This is a genomic window from Hoeflea sp., from assembly GCF_039975035.1.
In the GTDB taxonomy this organism is placed as follows: Bacteria; Pseudomonadota; Alphaproteobacteria; order Rhizobiales; family Rhizobiaceae; genus Hoeflea.
Map to the genome: position 1 here is coordinate 1 of NZ_JBDWHW010000114.1, position 18921 is coordinate 18921.

16 protein-coding genes are annotated in these 18921 nt (G+C 60.0%); 10 read left to right on the plus strand and 6 right to left on the minus strand.

Annotation, left to right across the window (positions count from 1 at the left end; genetic code table 11):
• On the plus strand, positions 1-264 hold a 264-nt coding region (locus tag ABJN75_RS09705), incomplete at its 5' end, for a hypothetical protein (protein WP_348439145.1).
• 75 nt (positions 265-339) lie between these two features.
• Here ABJN75_RS09705 and ABJN75_RS09710 read toward each other — a convergent pair.
• From ABJN75_RS09710 to ABJN75_RS09735, 6 genes are all read right to left on the minus strand, one after another.
• Entirely contained in the window at positions 340-1740 is a 1401-nt protein-coding gene (locus ABJN75_RS09710; protein ID WP_348439147.1) for an FAD-binding oxidoreductase, read from the minus strand.
• Positions 1741-1748: 8 nt separating this feature from the next.
• A complete protein-coding gene (locus tag ABJN75_RS09715; RefSeq protein WP_348439149.1) occupies positions 1749-3185 on the minus strand; it encodes an NAD-dependent succinate-semialdehyde dehydrogenase in 1437 nt (478 codons plus the stop codon).
• A 73-nt stretch (positions 3186-3258) separates the two neighbouring features.
• Positions 3259-4014, minus strand: a complete 756-nt coding sequence (locus ABJN75_RS09720) for an IclR family transcriptional regulator (RefSeq protein ID WP_348439151.1) — start codon at positions 4012-4014, stop codon at positions 3259-3261.
• Positions 4015-4133: 119 nt separating this feature from the next.
• Positions 4134-5210, minus strand: a complete 1077-nt coding sequence (locus tag ABJN75_RS09725) for an extracellular solute-binding protein (protein ID WP_348439153.1) — start codon at positions 5208-5210, stop codon at positions 4134-4136.
• A 52-nt stretch (positions 5211-5262) separates the two neighbouring features.
• The gene (locus ABJN75_RS09730) at positions 5263-7062 is read right to left on the minus strand and encodes an ABC transporter permease subunit (protein WP_348439155.1); all 1800 of its coding nucleotides are present in this window, start codon (positions 7060-7062) and stop codon (positions 5263-5265) included.
• Positions 7059-8105, minus strand: coding sequence for an ABC transporter ATP-binding protein (locus ABJN75_RS09735; protein ID WP_348439157.1), 1047 nt, complete (start codon positions 8103-8105; stop codon positions 7059-7061). The genes ABJN75_RS09730 and ABJN75_RS09735 overlap by 4 nt, the downstream gene beginning before the upstream one ends.
• A 382-nt stretch (positions 8106-8487) precedes the next feature.
• Between ABJN75_RS09735 and ABJN75_RS09740 the strand changes: the two genes are divergently transcribed.
• From ABJN75_RS09740 to ABJN75_RS09780, 9 genes are all read left to right on the plus strand, one after another.
• Entirely contained in the window at positions 8488-9297 is an 810-nt protein-coding gene (locus ABJN75_RS09740; RefSeq protein ID WP_348439159.1) for a CoA transferase, read from the plus strand.
• Positions 9294-10061 (plus strand): CoA-transferase, encoded by a 768-nt coding sequence (locus ABJN75_RS09745; protein WP_348439161.1) that lies wholly within the window; start codon positions 9294-9296, stop codon positions 10059-10061. The genes ABJN75_RS09740 and ABJN75_RS09745 overlap by 4 nt, the downstream gene beginning before the upstream one ends.
• A 12-nt stretch (positions 10062-10073) precedes the next feature.
• Positions 10074-11279 (plus strand): CoA transferase, encoded by a 1206-nt coding sequence (locus ABJN75_RS09750; protein ID WP_348439163.1) that lies wholly within the window; start codon positions 10074-10076, stop codon positions 11277-11279.
• Between the two features lie 12 nt (positions 11280-11291).
• A complete protein-coding gene (locus ABJN75_RS09755) occupies positions 11292-12338 on the plus strand; it encodes a 2-hydroxyacid dehydrogenase (protein ID WP_348439165.1) in 1047 nt (348 codons plus the stop codon).
• A gap of 8 nt (positions 12339-12346) precedes the next feature.
• Complete coding sequence (locus ABJN75_RS09760; protein ID WP_348439167.1) at positions 12347-13021, plus strand: class II aldolase/adducin family protein; 675 nt, start codon at positions 12347-12349, stop codon at positions 13019-13021.
• 2 nt (positions 13022-13023) lie between these two features.
• Positions 13024-14541 carry an FGGY family carbohydrate kinase gene (locus ABJN75_RS09765; protein WP_348439168.1) on the plus strand — a complete coding sequence of 506 codons (1518 nt, stop codon included), beginning with the start codon at positions 13024-13026 and terminating at the stop codon, positions 14539-14541.
• A complete protein-coding gene (locus ABJN75_RS09770; protein ID WP_348439170.1) occupies positions 14538-16085 on the plus strand; it encodes an acetolactate synthase large subunit in 1548 nt (515 codons plus the stop codon). Before ABJN75_RS09765 ends, ABJN75_RS09770 begins: the two co-directional genes overlap by 4 nt.
• An 18-nt stretch (positions 16086-16103) precedes the next feature.
• The gene (locus ABJN75_RS09775; RefSeq protein ID WP_348439172.1) at positions 16104-18425 is read left to right on the plus strand and encodes a molybdopterin-dependent oxidoreductase; all 2322 of its coding nucleotides are present in this window, start codon (positions 16104-16106) and stop codon (positions 18423-18425) included.
• A 5-nt stretch (positions 18426-18430) separates the two neighbouring features.
• On the plus strand, positions 18431-18921 hold a 491-nt coding region (locus ABJN75_RS09780; protein ID WP_348439174.1), incomplete at its 3' end, for a peroxidase-related enzyme.

Here is an 18921-nt window from a genome sequence, read left to right on the forward strand (position 1 = left end):
ACACCTTTTCCTCGTCCGACCAGAACCGCTTCTTCTGACCCTTCTTACCCGCCATATCTGCCCTCAAGATGTCCACTAGCAATGGTGGACACTATCAACACACTCTATGACGCGTCAGAGCAGCGAGGCCGGACGCTTACGGTTCACTCGCCACAATTATTAAACGCTATCGATATCTGGACGTTCCAGAAAAGAGCGGATGTGACGGGAAGAAACTGGATCCTGGTTGCGGTCGACGCTGAGGATCAGGAACCTGCCGACTGACATTGTAATCTGTGCAAGGGCCTGAAGGTAGTCCGGAAACAATTTGCGGCTCAGGTTCAGCCTGAACATCGTTCCCTACATGTCAAAGATCCGCCCACGGTTGAGAATACAGTTTGGATCAAGCGCCGTCTTGATCCGCCGCATGGTGACGATTTCGGCTTCACTGCGAACAAGGTGCAGCCATTGCTTCTTGTCGACGCCGATGCCGTGTTCAGCTGAAATCGACCCGCCATGGTCTGCGGCCAGTTGATACACCCTGCTGATCGCCTCGCGGGCCTGCGGCGAGCTGATCACATAATGCAGGTTGCCGTCACCCAGGTGGCCGAAGATGAAAAACCGCGTCAGCGGGTCGATGGCGCGCACCGCAGCCTTGCTTTGTGAAAGAAAGGCCTCCATCCGGTTCACCGGCACACTGATGTCTCCACCGACAATGTTGTCCAGCGTGCGGATATAGTCCGCCATGCTGTCCCTGATATCCCACAGCGCCTGATACTCCCGGCTCGACTGCGAGATCACTGCGTCGCTGGCGCTACCTTCTTCCAGCACCTCCATCAGACAGGCGGAGAAGGCGTCGAGTTCGGCGCTGTTGGCGGACGTCTCGATTTCGGCCAGCACATAGAACGGGGCATGAGAAGTGATCGGACGCTGCACCTTGAGATAATCGACAGCCCCGTCAAAGGCTTCAGGCAGCATCAACTCAAAGGCCGAAAGCGCCGATCGAAACTGCTTGCGCAGACGCTCCAGCAGGGAGATCGCCGCAGCAAGTGAGGAAACAGCGATCAAGGCATTGACGGCATCGAACGGTTTGGGATGCAGTTTCAGCACTGCGCGCGTGACCACGCCAAGCGTGCCCTCGCTGCCGACGAAGAGTTGTTTCAGGTCATAGCCGGTATTGTCCTTCTCAAGACCGCGCAGATCCGACAGGATCGTTCCATCGGCAAGGACGGTTTCCAGACCCGCAACCTGAGCGCGGAACATGCCGTAGCGCATGACCCGGATACCTCCGGCATTGGTCGCCAGGTTTCCACCGATCGTGGCGGTTCCGCGTGCGCCGATATCGACACCGAAAAGATAGCCGTTGGCCTGGGCCAATTCCTGGACCACCTGCAGCGGCGCGCCAGCCGATGCCAGGACCGTGGCACTTTCATGCAGCACCTTGCCGACCCCGGTCATGCGCTCGAGCGAGACAACCCCCTCGCCGTCACGAATGCGATGAGCGCCGGACAATCCTGTTCTGCCGCCATGAACGACAAGCGGTTGGCGGAAATCGTTGCATGCGGCGAGACTGGCTGAGACTTCGGCTGTGTTGGTGGGCCGCAGCACGAACCGTGGCGTGGCCGAAAATCTGCCGCGCCGGTCTTCCTGATATGTGCCGCCGATGGCATCGCCGACCAGCAGAGCAGCGGGCGGCAACAGCCCGGCAAGCCTGTTCAAAAGCCGTTCGTCGGCGGACGCGATGTCTGTCTGGTCGCTCATCGACCGGCTCAGGCAGCCATCTGCGTGACAAATTTGGTGACGAGATAGGCTTCGATTGCCTCGGAACCGCCCTCCGTACCGTAGCCGGAATCGCGGACTCCGCCAAAGGGCGCCTCGGGCAGGCCCAGGCCGATATGATTGATCGACGTCATCCCTGCATCGACCCGTATGCCGAGTTCCTGAATGGTTTCGGCCGAACGTGTGAAAGCATAGGAGGCAAGCCCGAAAGGCAGGCGATTGGCTTCACCAATGGCTTCATCGAGCGTCTGGAACCGGTTGATGATTGCCACCGGGCCGAACGGTTCCTCGTTCATGATCCGCGCTTTGGAAGGCACATTTGCAAGCACGGTCGGCTCGAAGAAGTTGCCCTGATTGCCAATCCGGTTGCCGCCGGTCCTGACTTCCGCACCATGGAGAACCGCATCCGCGATCAGCGCCTCCAATGCCGGAATGCGGCGCTCGTTGGCAAGCGGCCCCATCTGAGTGTCGGCTGCAAGTCCGTTGCCGACCTTGATGGCCCTGGCTGCTTCTGTCATCCCGTCGGCGAAGCTGTCGAAGGCCTGGTCCTGAACGAGAAAGCGGGTCGGCGAGATGCAGACCTGGCCGGCATTGCGGTATTTCGAGGCAGACAAGAGCTTCACCGCCTTGCCGACATCGGCATCGTTGAAGACGATTGCCGGGGCATGCCCTCCAAGTTCCATGGTGGCGCGCTTCATGTGCGTGCCGGCAAGGGCTGCAAGATGCTTGCCCACCGGCGTTGAACCGGTAAAGGAAATCTTGCGGATCACGGGATGGGCGATCAGGTATTCCGATATCTCGGCGGGCGAGCCATAGACCAGATTGACAACACCGGCGGGAATGCCGGCTTCAACGAAAGCGTTGATCAGGGCCGCAGGCGCGGCAGGGGTTTCCTCGGGCGCCTTGACGATGATCGAGCAGCCAGCGGCGATGGCGCCTGAAAGCTTGCGCACGACCTGATTGATCGGAAAATTCCACGGCGTGAAGGCGGCAACCGGACCGACAGGCAGCTTGATTGCCATCTGGGCTACTCCGGGCGTCCGAGCCGGAATGATCTGCCCGTAGGTCCGCCGCGCTTCTTCGGCAAACCAGTCAATCACATCGGCTCCGGACAAGACCTCGCTGCGGGCCTCGGCAAGCGGCTTGCCCTGCTCGCGGGTCAGGACCGTGGCAATCTCGTCTGCCTTGGTCCTGAGGATATCGGCAGCCTTGCGCATCAGCTTCGCACGATCATACGCCCCGGTCCGGCTCCAGATGCCGAAACCTTTTTCCACGGCCGCAAGCGCCGCATCGAGATCGGCGCGGCCGGCATGGGCGACAGTTCCGATCACTTGATCGGTGGCGGGATCGACGACGTCGATTGTGCGTCCATCGGCGCTGTCGCGCCATATGCCATCAATGAGCAACTGGGTATTGGGATACAGCATGAGTATCTCCTCGATTTGAATGAATTTCTGGAAAACAGGCGTGAGCGCGGGCGCCCTGTCCTGGCTATGAACCCTAGTCGTGCCCGGAATAACCGAGCGCAAGGCTTATCGAGCGTGCCGCATCCACCACGTGCTCGGAGAAGTCCTTGATCTGCTGGCGCTTGATGCGGGAATCCGGTCCGGACATGCCGATGGCGCCAACCACTTCACCCGAGCGCCCGAGGATCGCACAGGCACAGGCGGCGATCCCTTCGCGCCACTCCCCATGCAACACCGCAGCGTAACCGTGTTGGCGGGCCTTCTCGATATCGCCGCGCAGTTCGTGGATGTTTGAGCGCGTCGCCGCGGTGAATCGCGGCAAATTTTCAGGAAACCGGTCGAGGTAGCTGTCCGGCATTTTGGACAGGATGGCCTTGCCTGTCGCAACGGCAAATGCCGGTGCACGCGATCCCACGCTGGTATGGGCGCGGATATGATGGGCACCCTCGATCTTGTCCACATAGATCACGTCGATCCCGTCCAGAACGGAGAGATGGATCGTCTCCTTGGTATGGTCGGCCAGACGCTGCATGGAAGGACGGGCGACCTTGATCAGGTCCATGCGGCGAATGACATGGCTGCCCAGTTCCCAGATCCGCGTGGTGAGCTCGTAGGTGCTGTGCTCTGGCAACTGACGCACGTAGCCTTGAAGCTGCAGCGTGACGAGGAGCCTGTGCACATTGCTCTTGGTAAAGGACAGCTCTCTTGCAAGATCGGTGACGCCACGCGGGGTTTCGCTCAGCGCAAGCGTTTCGAGCAATCTCAACCCTTTTGTAAATGCCTTATCCATGCATGACTTCCCCGCTTGTCTTTTTGACCATCCTCTACCATAGGCGGCATTGGCGGACAAACATTGAAGCGCCAATGGCCGCGCCTGTTTCCATGCGCGGCCATCGACAAGGTTCGGGTTTATTCGACCAGCAAGGCGTTCAGTTTTTCCTGACCGTATTCCTCGTTCGTCGACCGACCGTCCGGTGACGGAGAACCCCAGTATTCCGGGCTCCACACGATCGCACGCTCCATGTTTTCCGGGTTGTTGGCCCAGTAGCGGCTGATTGCAGGATCCGCCGCCTCGAAGACGAGCGGCGATGGCAGCGCGACCGGATAAGCTGATGTCAGCTCGGCCGCACGCTTGGCGTCCAGCCGCCAGGAAAGCAGCTTCAGCGCATTGTCATAGTTCGGAGCACCCTTCGGAATGGAGAAGAAGTCGAAATAGACAAAACCCTGGTTCCAGTTGACCTCGATCGGTTCGCCGTCGAGCGCAAGCAGGCTCATCGATCCGGTGTAGGCCATGCACATGTCAGCTTCGCCGTCGAGGAGAAGCTGTGGCGGCTGGGCCGACGTGGTCCACCATTTGGCGACGTGCGGCTTGATTTCGGCGACCTTCTTGAGGGCACGTTCCATGTCCAGCGGGTAAAGCTCTTCCTTCTTGACACCATCGGCCATCAACGCTGCTTCGAAGACGAAACGCGGCCAGGCTGGCAAGCAACGCTGGCCCGGGAACTTTTCAATGTCCCAGAAATCGGCCCAATCCGTCGGCTGGTTGTCGCCGTTGAACTTGTCGGTGTTGTAAACCATCCCGACGCCGATGACCTGAAGCGCTACCCCTTTGGGACGCTTGAGATTGTCGGGCATTGAGGCGAGCGTTGTCTTGGCACTGTCGGAGAGCTTGTCATAATCGATATCAGCCAGGCAGCAATCGCCAAGAAGCTTGGTTTCCTGGTCGAAGATGAAAGTCAGATCCCACTCTGTCTTGCCTGCTTCAACCTGGGCCTTGATGCGTGGACCGCTGCGTGCCTCCTGCACCAGCACGACATCAATGCCGGTTTCCTTTTCAAAGGGGCCGTACATGACCTTGCGCAGGGCATCACCATAGGCGCCGCCCGGGTCCTGCATCACCACTTCATTGCTCTGCGCCGATGCGGTGCCGGCTATGCCGATACCCAAGAGCGCCGCTGTAATCCCCCCGACTACGCGGGATGTCATCCTCATTGATCTCATAGTAGTCTCCTTTTCTAACAGTGAGCTTTGCATCACGTCACTTGCCGCCTTGCGGGCGGGCAAGCACCGGCCGAGCCAGGGCAATGCCCCCGACAACCAGCAGGACTTCCAGCGTCGAAACAACGGCGAGAACCGGGTTCAGCTGGTAGTTCACATCAGCCCACAGCCTGAGCGGAAGCGTCTCGAGGCGGGGGCTGGTAAGGAAGAGTGAAAGCACCAGTTCATCGAACGAATGCAGGAAGGCAAAGAACGCGGCAGCAGAGAGACCTGGTGCGATTGCCGGCAACGTTACCGTGCGAAACACCGTCAGCGGCGAGGCACCATGCAGGGCGGCGGCACGTTCGAGATTGCGGTCCACACCTTGCAGGGAAGCCGACAGGATCACCACCACGATCGGCAGCCCGCCGATCGCATGGGCCGCGGCAAGACCGACAATGGTGCCGTCGAGCCCAACCTGGATGAACAGGCTGTAGAGCGACAGCCCCAGAACAACGGGAGGAACGATGACCGGACTGACCAGTAGCAGCATGATCAGCGTCTTGCCCTTGATGTTGCTGCGCACGATGCCCATCGCCGCAGATGCTCCCAGCGCCACCGCGAACACCGCCGAAATCACCGCGATCGTCAAGGAGTTGGCGAAGGCTTCGATCCAGGCACTGTCGGTGAAGAACTTCTCGTACCAGCGCAGCGAATAGGACGGAGGCGGAAAGCTCAGATATGTCGAGCGGCTGAACGAGATGATCATCACCACGATGATCGGCACCATCAATGTGGCGATCACGAAAAAGCCCATCGCGTTGACAGTCAGTTTTCCGACCACACCCGGCAGCGTCGAGAGCAACCGGAGAAGCGGCCAGCCGATGGTATCCGCAAGCATCATGGCGACGCTGCGTCTCGGCGTGGCTGCCTTGCCCGAAACGCGGGTGTCGGTTTTGACCGCATGGTTTTCCGAGAGCTTGCCGCCGCCCCAGAGAAACTCGAAACCGAGAAATCGGCCGGCAACGCCGACGACGATCAGCGTGATCACCAAAAGCACCACACCGAGCGCCTGCAGGAAGCCTTCGCTGGTGACAAAATTGGATTGCTGGGTGATATGCATCGCGAACATCTGGTCGGCGGGTCCGCCAAGCAGTGTCGGCGTGATGAAGAAACCCAGCCCCATGACGAAGACCAGCAGGAATCCTGCCCCCGCACCGGGAAGGGTGAGCGGCAGAAGTACCCGCCAGAATGTGGCGATCGGCCCTGCCCCGCTCGCTGCAGCGGCCCGGGTCAGGCTGGAGTCGAGACGCGCGACGCTCGAATAGATCGACAGCACCATGACCGGCAACAGGACCGCCGTCATGCCGAGCAACACCGCACCCCGGTTGAACAGCAACTGCATCGGCTCATCATAGATACCGAGCCATATCGCCAGCTTGTTGATCGGGCCGTTGCGACCCAGAAGGACCATCCAGGAATAAGTGCGGATGAGAATGGCGATGAAGTAAGGAAGCACGATACTGGTTGCCACCACGACCTGGCGCCAACCGCTTGTGCGGTGGATCAACAGCGCCGTCGGGTAACCGAACAGGACACAGATCCCAGCCACCGTGACCGAGATGCCCATCGTGCGGACGAGCGAATCCCAATAGAGCGGCACCGCGAAGACACGCTCGAAATGCACCCACGGCGTGGACCCGCTCATGCTGATACGCGTCAGATCAAAAAGCGGAATGAGGTAGATGAACGAGAGGAACAGAACCGCTGGCACCAGCAGAAAGGCAGGATTCTTGAGCCGCTGCGACAACGGTATGGCGCCTGCCCGCTCAACCGCCATGTCTACCGCGCCGGCGCTCATGAAAGCACCCAGCAGTCTGAAGCGCCCCAACTCGCGTGAAGCACGTCACCCACCGCGGGCAACCCGCGATGTCCGCTGTCCGTGCAACGGATGAGCAGCGTCTCCCCGCCTTCCATCTGCGCTTCGATACGCAGGATCTCGCCGAGAAACAGCGCCGACGTGACTTTCACCGGAACCGAATTGGCGCCCGCTTCATTGCTGATCGTGATCCGCTCAGGACGCACCAGCACCATGGCACGGCCAACATCGATCGCACTGCGGCTCTGCGCATTGAAGACATATCCGGCCTTGTTTCGCAGGGTCATCATGTCACCGCGCTTCTGCACGATCTCAGCCTCGACAAGATTGCTCTCGCCGACAAACGATGCAACGAAGCGATTTGACGGATGCCGATAGATATTGACAGGGGTATCAATCTGCACGATGCGCCCCGCATTGAGTACCGCAATCCGGTCGCTCATCGTCAATGCTTCGCCCTGGTCATGGGTAACGAACAGAATGGTCGAGCCGAGGGTCTGGTGCAGATCCCGAAGTTCGATCTGGATTGACTCACGCAATCGCCGGTCCAGCGCGCTCAGCGGCTCGTCCATCAGCACGACCTTCGGCCGCATCACAATTGCCCGCGCGATGGCGACACGCTGCTGTTGGCCGCCACTCATTTGCGATGGCGATTTCTGTGCGTGCTCCGAAAGCCGCATGATCTCGAGGGTTTCGGCAACCCGTCGCTCGGTGGTCTCGCGATCGGCGCCTGCCATACGCAACGGGAAGCCAACATTCTGCGTCACCGTCATGTTGGGAAAAAGCGCGTAACTCTGGAAAACCATGCCGAAACCGCGCTTGTGCGTCGGGACGTTATGGATCGGACGGCCATCCACCAGGATCTGCCCGCCATCAATCTTGTGAAATCCGGCGATCAGATTGAGCAACGTCGTTTTTCCGCTGCCGCTTGGCCCAAGCAGCGTGATGAATTCGCCCGGCGTGATGTTCAGGCTGACATCATCGACAGCCAGAAACTGTCCGTAGCGCTTCGTGATTCCGCTCACTTCAACGCTGCTTCCGATAACGCCTGATGTTGACGATGAAGAATCTGTAGGCGCGGCTGAGCCGGCCCACCCCGCATTGCGGCGAGCAAGTTCCTCGTTCATTCATTCCTCCATTCTGTTCTATATTGCAGAACAGGTTTCTATATTATTATTCTCCATCCTGTTCTTTTTTGTCAAGCAATGGATTTGATTTATCTTCTCATTTTGTTTTTTTACGTTTTATCAACATCTTAAATAGGTTTTCCGCGCTAACTACGGATCCTGTCACGTGATGCATTGACAGACCAAGAGCAGCCAATATAATGTTTATTCAGAACGTTGTTCTATATTATAGAACATATTGTAGGTTTCTGGACGGGTTTCCGGAATCAGGGAGGGAAAAGTGGCTCGCGAGCTTGAAAAACTGGCCGAACGCGTGGAATCCGGCATGCATGTGGCGCTGCCGGTCGACTATGCCGGGGTTTCCATGGCCATGACCAAGCCGCTGATCGAGAACGGCAGCGGAAACCTGCATATAATCTGCGTTCCGACAGGCGGACTTCAGGTCGACATGCTCATCGGCGCAGGCATGGTCTCCTGCGTTGAGACAAGCGCGGTATCGCTGGGTGAAGCCGGCGGAGCGCCGCGCTTCAACGAGGCGGTCAAGACCGGTGCCATAGCCTTGCGTGACGCCACATGCCCGGCGATCCATGCCGGATTGCTGGCGGGCCAGAAAGGCAGTCCCTTCATTCCGATGCGCGGACTTATCGGCACCGATGTGCTGGCCAATCGTAGCGACTGGAAACGCATTGCGAACCCGTTTGCTACCGAAGCTGACGAGATCGTGCTCATTCCCGCGATCAAGCCGGATGTCGCCATATTCCATGCCCCCATGGCCGACAAGGATGGCAATGTGTGGATAGGCCGGCGGCGCGAACTGGCAGCAATGGCCTATGCTTCCCGGTTGACGCTCGTGACCGTTGAGAGAATCGTCGACAAGAACCTGCTCTCCGACGAACTCACCGCGGCCGGCACTCTTCCGGCGCTGTATGTGAGCGATATCGCGCTAGCGAGGCGCGGAGCCTGGCCTTATGGGCTCTGGGGCGAATACGACACCGATACCGAGGAACTGCTGCGCTACGCAACAGCTGCGAAAACCGCAGAAGGTTACGCCGCCTACATGGCCGGCCGGACAACGGAGGTGGCATCATGAGCACGGCTGCAACACCAAGAGAGCTGCTGATCTGCACAATCGCCAATTTGCTGGACGGTATTCGCCATGTGGCGGTCGGCGCATCTTCACCGATACCGGCTGCGGGCAGCATGCTTCTGCGCGCCATGAAACAGGACGCCAATGAAGCGAAGGTCCTGATCTCCATCCTCGGTTCCGTCCAGCATAATTTCTTTACCAATGGATCGGCGGAGCTGTTTGATTGCGCCGGGCAAGGACGCATTGACGCGTTTTTTCTCGGCGGCGGTCAGATCGATGGTCAAGCCAATGTAAATCTCGTCGGGGTCGGCGATTATCCGCAATCGAAGGTCCGTTGGCCGGGATCGTTTGGTTCGGCCTACCTGTATTTCGTTGTCCCGCAAGTCATCCTGTTTCGTGAGGAACACACCCCCCGCGTCTTTGTCGAGAAAGTCGATTTCGTCAGCGCACCCGGCGTAAGCGATCCGCAGACCTGGAGAGAGGGAGGGCCCAAGTCGCTGCTGACCGGAAAAGCGCTCTTCTCCTTTGACAGCGTGCGGGGCGGCTTCCGGCTCGAAAGCATACATCCCGGCCATGACCTTGAAGAGATCAAGGCTGCCACCGGCTTCCAGTTTGCCCATGCGGACGCGCCTGCGGTAACGCCCTCCCCGGATCAGCAAACCCTTGCTCTGCTGCGCGGACGTGTCCTTGACGAACTTCAGGAAACCTATCCAGAATTTGCCCTGCAATTGCGCCGCGATATCGAAGCGGGCGCCGAACTGGCTTGAAAGCGAAAATCCATGATCCCCAATTCCGGTTCACTCTCAAATCTCAGGGTCATCGACGCCAGCCGCGTTCTGGGCGGGCCTTACGCAGGCCAGGTCCTGGCCGACCATGGCGCCGACGTGATCAAGGTCGAACCTCCGGCCGGCGACGAGACACGCGGATGGGGGCCTCCCTTTCTTGATGATGCCGCCAGCTATTTCCTCGGCCTGAATCGCAACAAGCGCGGCATCGCGATCGATCTGGCGCAACCTGTCGGGCTTGAACTGCTGGAGCGACTGCTCGAAAATGCCGATGTCTTCATCGAGAATTTCAAGACCGGCACGCTTGAAAAATGGGGCCTGGGACAGGAGGAGATCGCACGGCGTTTTCCGCGTCTTGTTCATTGCCGTGTATCGGGTTTCGGCGCCGATGGCCCGCTCGGCGGTCTGCCTGGATACGACGCAGCCATTCAGGCGACCTGTGGAATCATGAGCGTCAATGGTGAAAAGGGCGGGCAGCCGCTCAGGGTAGGCCTGCCGGTCGTGGATATGGTGACGGGCCTGAATGCCGTGATCGGCATCCTCATGGCGATTGCCGAACGCAATCAAAGCGGAAAAGGCCAGTTCGTCGAGACCACGCTTTATGACTGCGGCGTTTCGCTGCTGCATCCTCATCTGCCCAATTACTATCTCAACGGCGTGACGCCCCAGCCCTCGGGCAATGCGCATCCGAACATCTGCCCGTACGACACCTATGCCACAAAGACGGTGCCGATCTTCCTGGCGGTCGGCAACAACCGGCAGTTCGTCCAGCTCTGCAAAATCCTGGACCGGAACGATATCCCCGGCGATCCCCGCTTCGCCTCCAACAGCTCCCGCAACACAAACCGGGACGCGTTGAAGCTGCTGCTCGAAGAGGCGCTTTCGACCCATGACTGTGCCGAGATTGCCGAAACGCTGATCCGCTCGGGCGTCCCCTGCGGGGCCGTGCGTTCGATTGACCAGGTGGTCGCCGATCCGCACACCCAGCACCGCGAGATGATTGTGGATATCGACAATTATCGTGGTACCGGAAGTCCGATCAAACTATCGCGCACACCGGCGAGCTACCGGATGAAACCGCCGGCCTTCGGCCAGCACACCGCTGAAGTCTTTGCCGAAATTTCAGTGAACACGAGTGATTATGAGGACGTGTTGCCCGGGACGGAAGGTTCCACCGCTTCCCGTACCAAAACCGCCTGAGGAGGAGTTGACGTGAGTGACACATTGACAATCGGCACGATTGGCGACGGCTTCATGCAGCCGCAGTTTTTCGAAAGTGCCCTTCAAAAGCGTTTGGGCGACCGGCCTGTGCGCTACAAATCCATGATGATGGACTGGCCGCTCCGGCTCAAGTCGACAAAATTCGACCCGACCCTGCCGGTCGCCGAATTTCTCGGCCGCCCGGAAGACTATTTCGAATTCATCGCCGATCTCGACATCCTCGTGACACACCTCACGCCGATCACAGCGGAAAGCCTGAAGCATGCGCCTGCGCTGAAGATCATCGCTGTTTCACGCGGAGGCCCAGTCAACATTGAAATGGAAGCCGCTCGAGCGCGCGGCATTACAGTGGTCAACACGCCCGGGCGCAACGCTTCGGCCGTGGCTGAATTCACCATCGCCTCAATTCTGGCCGAAACCCGCAATCTGGTGCGCGGACATGTCAGCGTTGCCAGCGGAGAATTCGGTCGCCAATTCTATCACTATGATCACGCTGGTCCCGAACTTTGCGAATTGACCATCGGGATTATCGGCTACGGTGATATCGGCAGCCGTGTGGCAAGGCTTCTCCAGCCGTTCAATACCCGCATCCTGGTTTCAGACCCGTTCAAGGAACTGACCGATGAAGACCGCCGGATGGGTATCGAGAAAGTACCTTTCGACGACCTGCTCCGGCAATCCGACGTTGTGACGTTACATCCGCGCGTCACGCCACAGACCAAGGGCATGATCGGGCGCGCCCAGATCGAAATGATGCGTCCCGGCTCTTATATCATCAACACGACCCGTGGGCAGGTTCTCGATTATACCGCACTCTATGACGCGCTCGCCTCCGGACATCTGCGGGGCGCTGCACTGGATACGTTCGATCCGGAACCTCCACCGGCCGACTGGCCGCTGCTGAAGCTTCCCAATGTCACGCTGTCGCCGCACATCGCCGGCGCAACCCGATATTCGGCCCACAAGGCTGCAGGGATGATCGCCGAGGATATCGGCCTTATCCTCGCAGGCCAGCCGCCCCTTTATCCAGCAAAGTGAGATCGACCATGGACGAAGAATACAGACTGCGCAAAGAACTGGTTGAAGCCTGCCAGAACATGAGCCGGCTTGGCATCAACAAGGGCACCGCCGGCAATGTCAGCGCCCGTCACGGCAACGGCATCCTGATCTCGCCGACCGGGGTACCCTATGACAAGCTGACACCGGAACACGTGGTCGCAATGAACTGGGACGCCACATTCGAAGGCGATGTGCTGCCGTCCAGCGAATGGCGCTTCCATCGCGACATCCTGCAGGCCCGGCCCGATCTCAATGCAATTGTTCACACCCACTCGACCAATGCCACCACCATCTCCATTCTCCAAAAGGACATCCCGCCGATCCACTATGCGATCGCCGCGACAGGTGGCGCGTCGATCCGCTGCGCGCCCTATGAAGTCTTCGGATCGCAGGCACTTGCCGACTGTGCGCTGGTCGCACTGAAAGACCGGCGCGCCTGTCTTTTGGCGCATCATGGCGTCATCGCCGGTCATGTTTCGATTGGTAAGGCGCTGGCGCTTGCCGTTACCGTCGAGGAACTGGCAACCCAATACCTTGCCTGCCTGCCAATGGGAGAACCGCCGGTTCTGACCGATGAGCAGATCGCTGAAGTGCTCGAGAAATTCAAGACCTATGGTCAGCAGAGCCCGCAGGTCACCGACCGGCTTCGTCAGGCGTCCTGAACGTGACCAATCCGGTTCTGCTTTGCCTCGATTCGGGTACGACTGCCGTCAAGGCCTGCGCCTTCGATGCTGCGGGCGGGATGCTTGCAACCGCGGAGCGGCAGAACGGCGCACTGCGCCGCAATGGCGACCGGGTTGAACAGGACATGGAAATGTCCCGGAACGATGCCTTCGCGGTGCTCAATGAATGCGCTGCCAAGCTTGAAGGCAGCCATGTCGCAGCCATCATCGTGACAGGCCAGGGCGACGGGCTCTGGCCTGTCGACGCTGATCACAAGCCTGTCGGGCATGCATTCACCTGGCTTGACGGCAGGTGCCGCACGCTGGTTGCCGAACTTGAGGATCAAGGCGTCCTGGATGAAGTGCGCCAGTTGACAGGGTCAAGACCGACCGCAGCATCGCAGAGCCTTCAGCTCCTGTGGCTCTGGAACAACGATGCCGCAAGGTTTGCCCGGATCCGCCATGCGCTTCGCCTTAAGGAATGGCTGTTTCTCTCGCTGACAGGAAAGCTCGCCGCCGAGCCGGGTGTCGTCCTTCCGGTCTGGGGAGACTGGCGAACCGGCAAGCCGGTTCCCGAGGTCGCAAAGGCCATCGGCTTGCCCCGCGCCATGGTCCTGCTTCCCGAGCTTCTGCCGGTTGGCGAGTGCCAGGCGAGCCTCCTTGCAGGTCCGGCAGCTGCGATTGGCGTCGCACGCGACATTCCGGTCTATCTCGGTCCGGGTGATGTGCAGGCAACACTGATCGGCTTGGGTCTGGGCAGCCGTCCAGGCGTTACCCGCGCCTCCATCTTCGGAACCAGCGCCATTCATGCGTGTCACATCCGCGACCAGCACGCCGTCCCGTGCGAACCTCCCGGAGCGATGGTTCAGCAATTCGCGCTTGGCGAGGGCTATCTGTGTTTCCACCCGAGTTTCAACGGCGCCAACACTCTTAAACACCTGAGCCAGCTTACCGGGGCTACCACCTGGAATGGCAGACCGCGCTATTCAAACCTGATCCTGCACCCCTTCCTTGAGCCCGGCGGGGAACGCGCACCGGTCACTTCGCCATTCGCCACCGGCGCTGCGTTTGGTTTGAAAGCATCCACGGATCCGCTGGACATCGCATGGGCCGGGCGCGAAGCCCTCGCCTTCGTGGCCCGCAAGAGCCACGACATGATGAAAGCGCCTGAAGGCGCCCTGTCGCTGGGCGGCGGTCTCGCAGCCGATGCTGCTTTCTGCGGCTTTCTCGCTACACTGCTGAAATCTGAAGTTCAGCGCAGTTCGGCCAGCCATGCCGGCCTCAAGGGGCTTGGCGCCATAGCAGCCAAATTCCTGTTTGGCGCTTCGCCAAGCGAACTTGGTAACTGGATCGGTGAGCCTGATGAGCGGATCGCGCCGGCCACAGGCAATGTCTCCGCCTACGCGGAAGAGAAATATGACTTGTTCTGCCGCTTGCTCGACGTAGTCTCACCCCATTGGCAGCAACTCTCGAGCCTGACGCGAACGGCAAACAATCTTCTAGAGGAAGACGTCACATGAACGGCGCCGACATTCTTTGTAATACACTTCTCGAAAACGATATCGACGTCTGTTTCGCCAATCCCGGCACTTCGGAAATGCACTTCGTCGCCGCCCTCGACCGGCAACCCAGGATGCGCTGCGTGCTGGGGCTTTTCGAAGGTGTTGTGACCGGAGCAGCCGACGGGTACGCACGCATGGCCGACAAGCCCGCCGCCACGCTGCTGCATCTTGGACCGGGACTGGCAAACGGCATCGCCAATCTGCACAATGCACGTCGCGCCGGCAGCCCGATTGTCAACATTGTCGGCGACCACGCCACCTACCACCTGCAATATGACGCACCGCTTACCTCGGACATCGATTCGCTTGCACGTCCTGTCTCGCATTGGCTTGGGCGCGCAACCAGCGCCGATACGGTCGGTCGGCAAACCCGTGAGGCAATCGCGGCGGCCCGGCAGATGCCGGGGCAGATCGCGACCCTGATCCTGCATGCAGACGCAGCGTGGAGCCCGGCCGAGGACATTTCATCCGGCCCGGTCCCACCGGCGATCCTGCGAACCGCAGATGCGGAACGGGTGCGCGAGGTCTCGAGCGCATTGAAATCAGGCAGGAAAACGACGATCATCGCCACCGGCCTTGCGCTCAGAGAACGGCAACTGGACACGCTGGACCGAATAGCGGCAGCCACCGGCGCCCGATTGATGGCGCAACAGGCCAACGGGCGCATGCAACGCGGTGCAGGTCGCCCTTCCGTCGATCGTGTCCCCTATGTCATCCAGCAAGCGCTTGATGCCTTTGCCGACACCGAACAGGTGATCCTGATTGGCGCCCGGGCGCCTGTCGGCTTCTTTGCCTATCCAGGCAAACCAAGCCAGATGCTGCCACAGAGCTGCAGTGTCATCGAGCTCGTCGCGCCCGGCGAAGACATGATCGCGGCAATCGATGCCCTGGGACAGGAGGTCGGCATTTCCCATCTGCAGGCAAGGTTGGGCGAAAGGAAGCGTCCCGACATGCCTGGCGGCAAGCTTACGCCGGAAGCCATTGCGATTGCGCTGGCGCATCACATGCCTGCCAACGCCATTGTCTGCGACGAGTCGGTTTCCTCCGGCCGCGATTTCTTCCGCAGCACACACGGGGCCGAACCCCATGACTTCCTGCAATTGACCGGCGGCGCCATTGGCCTCGGTTTACCGCTTGCCACCGGGGCCAGCATTGCATGCCCGGACCGCAAGGTGATCACCCTGCAAGCCGATGGCAGCGGCATGTACACAGTGCAGGCGCTATGGACACAGGCACGCGAAGCTCTGGATGTGGTGACGATCATCTTCGCCAACCGCCGCTACCAGATTCTGCACAAGGAACTCGAAAATGTCGGTGCCGGGCAGCCTGGCGAAAATGCTCGACGCATGCTGGATCTCGACAATCCCGAGTTGAACTGGGTCGCTCTCGCATCTGGCATGGGCGTGGAAGCGGCACGGGCTGAAACAGCTGAAGGTTTCGCCGATCTGCTGGCCGCGGCTTGCAAGCGCAAGGGTCCTTTCCTGATAGAAGCAGTGATCTGAAAACCTGGGACGTGCGACATGGGCGAGATAAGACGCATACCGCATTGCAGCCACTGGGGCGCCTATACGATCCTCGTTGAAGACGGAAAAATCGTCGGTGTCGAACCATTCGAACACGATCCGGCGCCCTCCCCGATCATCGAGTCGGTCGCCGAATGGGCCAAGCCCGATCGGCGCGTGCTTCAGCCCATGGTCCGCGAAGGCTGGCTCGAAAAGCGCCAAGCCAGCAATGGCGCGCAGCGCGGCAACGATCGTTTCGTGCCGGTCAGCTGGGACGAAGCCACGACGCTCGTCGCCGGCGAGATCCGCCGTGTGGCCGAGACCTATGGCAATGCTTCGATCTTCGCCGGCTCTTATGGGTGGACGAGTTGCGGCCGGTTTCACCACGCCTCGACATTGCTCAAGCGGATGCTCAATCTTGTCGGCGGCTTCACGCGTCATGTCGACACCTATTCCATTGCCGCCGGCCCCGTCATCCTTCGCCACACACTGGGCGATGATGGCGCTTGCAGCGGCGATACGAACACGCTCGCCTCAATTGCCCAACACTCCGAAACACTGGTGGTTTTCGGGGCTCTGTCGCCCCGCACGGCCCAGAACGAGGCAGGCGGCATTGCCATCCATTCGCTGGAGGGCAATCTGCGGAAGCTCGCTGCGCGCGGAACCCGGATCGTTCTTGTCTCCCCGCTCAAGGACGACATGCCCGATTGGGCGGGGGCGGAATGGTGGCCGATCCGCCCCAACACCGACACTGCTCTCATGCTTGGCCTCGCCGGAGAGATTGTCCACGCCGGACGGCAGGATCTCGACTTCCTGGAGCGCTGCACCAGCGGGTTTGAACAATTCGTCGCCTATCTGGATGGACGTGACGACGGAACGCGCAAGGATGCGCAATGGGCGGCAACACTCACCGGCCTTGATGCCGGCATGATCCGGCAGTTGGCCGGCCAACTCGTCGACACCCGCTCCATGTTGACCGTAAGCTGGAGCCTGCAACGCGCCCATCACGGCGAGCAGCCATTCTGGGCGGCACTCGGCCTGGCCTCTATCATCGGCCAGATCGGCTTGCCCGGCGGCGGTGTCGGATTTGGCTACGGATCGCTCGGCGGCGTCGGAGCACCTCTCAATCTCGCCAAATCCCCGGCCATTTCGTCACTGAGACGGCCGATCGACAGCTTCATTCCGGTCGCGCGCATCAGTGACATGTTGCTTCATCCCGGCGAGACCTTCACTTATGAGGGCGAGCAGTATCCCTATCCGGATACCAGGCTTGTCTACTGGGCCGGCGGCAATCCGTTTCATCATCACCAGGATATCAACCGGCTGTCGGAGGCCTGGTCGCGCCCCGAAACGATCATCGTCCAGGATCCGATGTTCACTGCCACCGCGAAGCGGGCCGACATTGTGTTGCCGGCCAACACCTCGATCGAGCGCAATGATCTGGCCGGCAACAAGCGCTCCGACTTCATTATCGCGATGGGGCAAGCTATCGCGTCGCTTGGCGATTCCCGCTCCGATTTCGATATCTTCAATGCGATTTCCGACAAGCTGGGCGTCGCCGAGCTCTTCAACGAGGGCCGCGACGAAATGGGCTGGCTGCGGCATCTTTATGAAATCACCCGCAAGGACGCGACCGAGCGGCTGTCCTTCCAGATGCCGGAATTCGATCTGTTTTGGGAAAAAGGCTATGCGGCCTGCCCGGTGGAAACAGAACATTCCTACCTGGCCCAATTCCGCGAGGCCCCGCTAGACCACAAATTGGGTACCGAGAGCGGCAAGATCGTGCTTGGCAGCAGCAGGCTCGCGGCGCTTGGATATGACGATTGCCTCTCGCATCCAGCCTGGATCGAGCCGGCGGAATGGCTGGGAAATGCAATCGATCCATTAATGCTTCACCTGATCTCGCATCAACCGGCCGGGCGTCTGCACAGCCAGCTTGAAACCGGAAAAGCCAGCATGGCCTCCAAACGCAATGGCCGTGAACAGGTTCGCATCCATCCAGATGACGCAGCGAGCTTCGGCATTCGCGACGGCGCCACAGTCAAGCTCTGGAATCAGCGAGGCGCCTGCCTTGCCGCTGCATCGCTTGACGAGATGGTCCGCCCCGGCGTTATCGTGCTGCCGACCGGCGCCTGGTTTACACCCACCGGCAACAGCGGGCTCGACATCGCCGGCAACCCGAATGTCCTGACCTTGGACATCGGAACGTCGAGCTTTGGCCAGGGCTGCTCGGCGCATACCTGCCTCGTGCGGATCGAACCCTATGAGGGTGACGCAGTCAACGCGATGGAATTCTACCACAACAGCATCACCGCACTTGCGGCAAACCAGGGAAGTTAGAACCAATGAGCGAACACAAGATCAGCCGTTTCCCCGTTCCGGAAATCAACGACATGCCAGCTGATATCCGCGAGCGGATTCTCGCCGTACAGGAGAAATCCGGCTTCGTGCCCAACGTGTTTCTGACACTGGCTCACCGTCCCGATGAATTCCGCGCCTTCTTTGCCTATCATGACGCATTAATGGACAAGCCCGGACCGATCACCAAGGCCGAGCGGGAAATGATCGTCGTCGTCACCTCCAATGCCAATCAGTGCCAGTATTGCGTCGTCGCCCACGGCGCGATCCTGCGCATCCGTGCCAAAAACCCGCTGATCGCCGACCAGGTCGCGATCAACTACCGCAAGGCGGACATCACGCCGCGCCAGACGGCCATGCTCGACTTCGCCATGAAGGTCTCGGGCCGTGCATATGAAGTAGATGACACCGACATGGAAACGCTGAAAGCGCATGGATTTACCGAAGACGATGTCTGGGACATCGCGGCGATCTCGGC

Coding starts and splice junctions, on each gene's coding strand:
- ABJN75_RS09710 (WP_348439147.1), bottom strand. CDS start 1,740: ATGAGCGACCAGACAGACATCGCGTCCGCCGACGAACGGCTTTTGAAC.
- ABJN75_RS09715 (WP_348439149.1), bottom strand. CDS start 3,185: ATGCTGTATCCCAATACCCAGTTGCTCATTGATGGCATATGGCGCGAC.
- ABJN75_RS09720 (WP_348439151.1), bottom strand. CDS start 4,014: ATGGATAAGGCATTTACAAAAGGGTTGAGATTGCTCGAAACGCTTGCG.
- ABJN75_RS09725 (WP_348439153.1), bottom strand. CDS start 5,210: ATGACATCCCGCGTAGTCGGGGGGATTACAGCGGCGCTCTTGGGTATC.
- ABJN75_RS09730 (WP_348439155.1), bottom strand. CDS start 7,062: ATGAGCGCCGGCGCGGTAGACATGGCGGTTGAGCGGGCAGGCGCCATA.
- ABJN75_RS09745 (WP_348439161.1), top strand. CDS start 9,294: ATGAGCACGGCTGCAACACCAAGAGAGCTGCTGATCTGCACAATCGCC.
- ABJN75_RS09750 (WP_348439163.1), top strand. CDS start 10,074: ATGATCCCCAATTCCGGTTCACTCTCAAATCTCAGGGTCATCGACGCC.
- ABJN75_RS09760 (WP_348439167.1), top strand. CDS start 12,347: ATGGACGAAGAATACAGACTGCGCAAAGAACTGGTTGAAGCCTGCCAG.
- ABJN75_RS09770 (WP_348439170.1), top strand. CDS start 14,538: ATGAACGGCGCCGACATTCTTTGTAATACACTTCTCGAAAACGATATC.
- ABJN75_RS09775 (WP_348439172.1), top strand. CDS start 16,104: ATGGGCGAGATAAGACGCATACCGCATTGCAGCCACTGGGGCGCCTAT.